This window comes from Herpetosiphon geysericola (assembly GCF_001306135.1).
Classification (GTDB): domain Bacteria; phylum Chloroflexota; class Chloroflexia; order Chloroflexales; family Herpetosiphonaceae; genus Herpetosiphon; species Herpetosiphon geysericola.
On the sequence record NZ_LGKP01000003.1, the window covers coordinates 142240 to 148239 of the forward strand.

The window sequence follows — 6000 nt, forward strand, 5'->3', positions numbered from 1 at the left end:
TTTTAATCCCCTCTCGAGGATTTTGGTTATTCGAATTGATTTATTCACTCAAGAATCGTTAGGAGTTATTATGGTTTTAATCCCCTCTCGAGGATTTTGGTTATTCGAATACACAGAATCACGACACCCGTGGTATACCACTGAATCGTTTTAATCCCCTCTCGAGGATTTTGGTTATTCGAATTTCCAACAGCGTGAAGATGGATTGTAACTTTCAATGTTTTAATCCCCTCTCGAGGATTTTGGTTATTCGAATTTGACTGAGTAGGCTGTGAGAGAATGAACGCTGTCATGCGTTTTAATCCCCTCTCGAGGATTTTGGTTATTCGAATTCAGTCTCTGGCGACGTTGACTGGACAGCGGTCATGGTGAGTTTTAATCCCCTCTCGAGGATTTTGGTTATTCGAATCCAGAGACACTGCTGCTAATGCCGCCCGTTTGACCAGCTGGTTTTAATCCCCTCTCGAGGATTTTGGTTATTCGAATCGCTATTTTGAGCGCTGCATTAGAAGCACAGGAAAATGGGTTTTAATCCCCTCTCGAGGATTTTGGTTATTCGAATAGACACAGTTTTATCATGCAGCTATGATGAATCTATCGGTTTTAATCCCCTCTCGAGGATTTTGGTTATTCGAATAATCTACTGGCGGCGAAGATAACGCATTTGGCGTAGGAATTTGTTTTAATCCCCTCTCGAGGATTTTGGTTATTCGAATCAATCGAGCTTACTGCCTCCAAGAATTCCATAGTGGCAGGTTTTAATCCCCTCTCGAGGATTTTGGTTATTCGAATAGGTTTGGTCGAGCAGGCCAATAAATGCCGTGTGGGTTTTAATCCCCTCTCGAGGATTTTGGTTATTCGAATACCATCACCACGGTCAACAGCCCAACAGCCATATCGTAGTTTTAATCCCCTCTCGAGGATTTTGGTTATTCGAATTTTCTCACCACCAAAAGAGGGGCCACTGAGCACGATTGATAAAGTTTTAATCCCCTCTCGAGGATTTTGGTTATTCGAATTGCTTGCTGTTCTTTCAATGCCAGCACGAATTGAGCAGGTTTTAATCCCCTCTCGAGGATTTTGGTTATTCGAATCGATGAGGTACATGGGTTGAAATGGTTGCGCGAATTTATGTTTTAATCCCCTCTCGAGGATTTTGGTTATTCGAATATTGTTTTTCGCCCTTGCTCATCTTCAATTTGCAAGGTTATGGGTTTTAATCCCCTCTCGAGGATTTTGGTTATTCGAATGGGCTATGAAGATGGCCTGACCCAAGCCGAGGACGCAAGTTTTAATCCCCTCTCGAGGATTTTGGTTATTCGAATTTCCACTCATGGGGATCAAACAACAATCCGAACAGTTCAGTTTTAATCCCCTCTCGAGGATTTTGGTTATTCGAATAAACTTATTCGCACTCAAGCATCGGCGGATTTTTCGACCGGTTTTAATCCCCTCTCGAGGATTTTGGTTATTCGAATAGTTTGATCGCTATTGCGATCACTACGTTGGTTACATGTTTTAATCCCCTCTCGAGGATTTTGGTTATTCGAATGAAACGAAGGTGCTAAGGGCTGATATGGTATACAAGTCGGTTTTAATCCCCTCTCGAGGATTTTGGTTATTCGAATTCGTTGGCCATCGTGACCAAGAGCTGATGGTCGTGCTTGTTTTAATCCCCTCTCGAGGATTTTGGTTATTCGAATGGATCATGAGGTCAGTATTTTTGTGCAATATGGCGTGAGTTTTAATCCCCTCTCGAGGATTTTGGTTATTCGAATATTTCTTCACGATGGCATGCGGCGGCGTGACCACCGGTTTTAATCCCCTCTCGAGGATTTTGGTTATTCGAATCTGATTTACAATAACAATGACGAGCAAGCCGATATCCTGTTTTAATCCCCTCTCGAGGATTTTGGTTATTCGAATTCATGCAATTGCGCCAGGTGCGCGGCATGGTGGTACTAAGTTTTAATCCCCTCTCGAGGATTTTGGTTATTCGAATCCAAGCTATGATATTTTCTCCGATGGAGAAATACAGGTGTTTTAATCCCCTCTCGAGGATTTTGGTTATTCGAATGCACCATGTCGCCGCAGATGAAAGAATGGCGCATGTTCGTTTTAATCCCCTCTCGAGGATTTTGGTTATTCGAATCGATTGCTGACCTACGCGGTAGGTTTGTGTGCGAAGAGTTTTAATCCCCTCTCGAGGATTTTGGTTATTCGAATACAAAAAATGTTCCTGCTGTTTGGTGGCGGCGCGAATGGTGTTTTAATCCCCTCTCGAGGATTTTGGTTATTCGAATTCTCATTGAGCGAATAGCCGAGCAACTGCTCAAGCCGGTTTTAATCCCCTCTCGAGGATTTTGGTTATTCGAATCCGTTGTCAAGTTGTCGACTAGCTGTCAAGTTGCGGTTTTAATCCCCTCTCGAGGATTTTGGTTATTCGAATAGCTATGTATGCCAACAATAGCCACGCTTTGTACGGGTGGTTTTAATCCCCTCTCGAGGATTTTGGTTATTCGAATGCCTATAGTGTCCAGCCCAAGGCCGTGCGCTATAGCGAGGTTTTAATCCCCTCTCGAGGATTTTGGTTATTCGAATCGCCAATTAGCGGCCAACCTCAAGCGCGACCAAATTATGTTTTAATCCCCTCTCGAGGATTTTGGTTATTCGAATTCAATCGCAAAGGCAAACCCTTCGCTGGGGCCATACCGTTGTTTTAATCCCCTCTCGAGGATTTTGGTTATTCGAATAGATAGCACTACGGTATCAGGCATTCGCGCACAAGCTGTTTTAATCCCCTCTCGAGGATTTTGGTTATTCGAATACAAAAAGGTGTGCGAAGAGGCAAAAGCACGAGTTGAGGTTTTAATCCCCTCTCGAGGATTTTGGTTATTCGAATCCACATATAACCGTCGCTGATAATCAGATGTTTATTGTGTTTTAATCCCCTCTCGAGGATTTTGGTTATTCGAATCTATCAAAGTCTCGACGGCGGCGCACCGTTGGCAGTTTTAATCCCCTCTCGAGGATTTTGGTTATTCGAATAATGCCCGCAACAGATCGGCGGTGCTAGTGCTTGTGGTTTTAATCCCCTCTCGAGGATTTTGGTTATTCGAATTTCAACAATTCCCGCATCACAAGTGCTATGTCGAGCCGTTTGGCGTTTTAATCCCCTCTCGAGGATTTTGGTTATTCGAATCGTTATGGGTGGCCTACCCGTTACGGTAGAAGTCAAGGGGTTTTAATCCCCTCTCGAGGATTTTGGTTATTCGAATAATTAGCGATGATGACGAATGGGAATTTGAGACAGCCGGTTTTAATCCCCTCTCGAGGATTTTGGTTATTCGAATGTATGTGTTTGATACGGTATTCAAATCATGGCTTGCTGTGTTTTAATCCCCTCTCGAGGATTTTGGTTATTCGAATCGTGAGAAAACGATGGCGATTATCCCCAATAGCGGCCTTGTTTTAATCCCCTCTCGAGGATTTTGGTTATTCGAATAATGAAACAAGCGTCGTGTTTCCTTCGCTGGTCGCGCCTGTTTTAATCCCCTCTCGAGGATTTTGGTTATTCGAATATGCAATTATGTGGTCGTCAAGCGTTGGGTTGAGGAAGCCGGTTTTAATCCCCTCTCGAGGATTTTGGTTATTCGAATCGGGTGAAAGAAGAGGTGAGTTTTTTTTTACTCCGTTATGTTTTAATCCCCTCTCGAGGATTTTGGTTATTCGAATCTATGATCTTGAATTAATGAATCTTTTGGCGGGGTTGCGTTTTAATCCCCTCTCGAGGATTTTGGTTATTCGAATCAACGACTTGGTAGCCAAACACCATTCAAACTGGATTGAGGGGTTTTAATCCCCTCTCGAGGATTTTGGTTATTCGAATCTATGATCTTGAATTAATGAATCTTTTGGCGGGGTTGCGTTTTAATCCCCTCTCGAGGATTTTGGTTATTCGAATAGTTGATCGAGGGCTGCATGAAGGTCAGGGTCTAAATTCCCGTTTTAATCCCCTCTCGAGGATTTTGGTTATTCGAATCTACGAATCCGAGCAACAACGCATTCAGCGGGCTTTATGTTTTAATCCCCTCTCGAGGATTTTGGTTATTCGAATTTTTTCAATCTCAGGGCCAATATACCCAAATAACCCCTTGGTTTTAATCCCCTCTCGAGGATTTTGGTTATTCGAATAAATATGCAGCGTTGCTTGGTATCAATGAATCGGCTGCTGTTTTAATCCCCTCTCGAGGATTTTGGTTATTCGAATGCATCAAACGCGACAGCAGGCCGTGTAGCATTCACATTGAGTTTTAATCCCCTCTCGAGGATTTTGGTTATTCGAATGACAGTGCGCGAAAATGGCTCACGACTGTTGCAAATGTTTTAATCCCCTCTCGAGGATTTTGGTTATTCGAATGAACTAGAGGTAATCTATGGCTAAGTATTTGGATGTTAATGTTTTAATCCCCTCTCGAGGATTTTGGTTATTCGAATTGGCACAAAAACGCTTGAATATTGGTTCGCCAAAGTCCAGTTTTAATCCCCTCTCGAGGATTTTGGTTATTCGAATTTTGTATCAACGCCTATTCGTTGAAATACATCTGTAAAAGTTTTAATCCCCTCTCGAGGATTTTGGTTATTCGAATAAACCAGTCTATCGCAACAGGAAGTAGCGTTAATATTACGGTTTTAATCCCCTCTCGAGGATTTTGGTTATTCGAATAATGATTGAGCATCAGCACACCAAGGCCATGGGGCCAAAGCTGTTTTAATCCCCTCTCGAGGATTTTGGTTATTCGAATTTTATCTGTTCGGTTGTGCGGGCGATTCAGGGGCCAAACGTTTTAATCCCCTCTCGAGGATTTTGGTTATTCGAATATTGTGAGCGCTATTGAAACCGAGGCCGAGGTCTCTGGGGTTTTAATCCCCTCTCGAGGATTTTGGTTATTCGAATGCAGGTAGGGCTGCTCAGGCCGTGCCGACTAGATGCGGTTTTAATCCCCTCTCGAGGATTTTGGTTATTCGAATATTTACACTAAGCGAGGGCGAATAGTGGCTAGAAAAAAGTGGGTTTTAATCCCCTCTCGAGGATTTTGGTTATTCGAATATAGAACTCAGCCCCAAAATAGCAATCAATCATGCTGTCACGGTTTTAATCCCCTCTCGAGGATTTTGGTTATTCGAATCGTGGTAGTATGGGATTGACAAACGAGCACAACACTGGTTGTTTTAATCCCCTCTCGAGGATTTTGGTTATTCGAATGCAGCGGATAGCGGTCTGTCTCGTAGAGTATACCACGGCGTTTTAATCCCCTCTCGAGGATTTTGGTTATTCGAATGTTTCTAGCAGCTGTTGCTCGTTGGGCCAGTTTCAGCGTTTTAATCCCCTCTCGAGGATTTTGGTTATTCGAATCGAACGACGCGTCTCAATGCCCGCACGGGCGAGATTGTGGGTTTTAATCCCCTCTCGAGGATTTTGGTTATTCGAATCAATCGACCTCTATTAACTCCATTATATCACTCCTAGGTTTTAATCCCCTCTCGAGGATTTTGGTTATTCGAATCGTAATAAAACCGCTTTTCATCAAGACGCTTACCAAATTGCGTTTTAATCCCCTCTCGAGGATTTTGGTTATTCGAATTTAAAGAGCATTATCGACTTCGTAAGCAGGCCGATGAAGTTTTAATCCCCTCTCGAGGATTTTGGTTATTCGAATTCGACGTACCATGATTGAATTTACCGTGCGCGAATTTTATGTTTTAATCCCCTCTCGAGGATTTTGGTTATTCGAATACTCATACCGTATGCACCTTGCCTTCATGGTGACTGGTTTTAATCCCCTCTCGAGGATTTTGGTTATTCGAATACACTAGGCTCTGTCTGATAATTCAGGATACCGATGTCGCTGGTGCAAGGATACGCACCAAGCGTTGAATCATCGCCAGATGGACGAATCCGAGATAGTTCAGGGCCAGTTTCTCAAATCGCGTGGCCAC

The 6000-nt window shown here is 43.2% G+C and carries 1 CRISPR repeat array (only partly in view).

The features are described from left to right. Window positions 1-5870: a CRISPR direct-repeat array (repeat unit 37 nt; unit sequence GTTTTAATCCCCTCTCGAGGATTTTGGTTATTCGAAT); it begins 4401 nt to the left of the window's first position. Window positions 5871-6000: the final 130 nt, after the last annotated feature.